1 protein-coding gene is annotated in these 590 nt (G+C 47.3%); it reads right to left on the bottom strand.

The window, feature by feature from the left end:
* Positions 1-26: 26 nt before the first annotated feature.
* Positions 27-590 (bottom strand): ABC transporter permease subunit (locus tag R7093_RS26680; RefSeq protein ID WP_318147209.1); only part of this gene is annotated, 564 nt, incomplete at its 5' end.

Genomic DNA, 590 nt, shown 5'->3' with positions numbered 1-590 from the left:
CGGGCTGAAATTGATGTGTACTCATATTATCTCTCCACCAGCGCAACTTTTCGGTTGTACAAGTTCATCAACGCAGACGTGAGCAAGCTCAACGTTAGATAAACGCCCATTGTCATCGCGATGATCTCAATGGCTTGTCCTGTCTGGTTCAAGGTTGTACCAGCAAACACAGAAACCAGATCCGGATAACCAATAGCCATTGCCAACGAAGAGTTCTTCGTTAAGTTCAAGTATTGGCTTGTGAGTGGAGGAATGATGATTCTCAAAGCTTGGGGGATAACAACCAGCTTGAGCGTTTTAGCACGAGGTAAACCAAGTGACATCGCGGCCTCTGTTTGACCATGACTCACCGCGTTGATACCGGAGCGTACGATTTCCGCAATAAAGGCGGCGGTGTAAACACTTAACGCCAATAGCAAAGCTGCTAGCTCAGGAATAATGCTGATCCCACCTTTGAAGTTGAAACCTTTCAGTTCTGGGTATTCCAAAGAGATTGGCATACCAGAAACGAAGTAAACCAGCAGAGGCAAGCCAACGAGAAGCCCTAAACCAATTCGTCCCATCGGGGTTTGTTGGCCTGTTAGGCGTTG

The organism is Vibrio sp. 1580, assembly GCF_033340055.1.
This window is presented reverse-complemented; position numbering and strand designations above follow the sequence as displayed.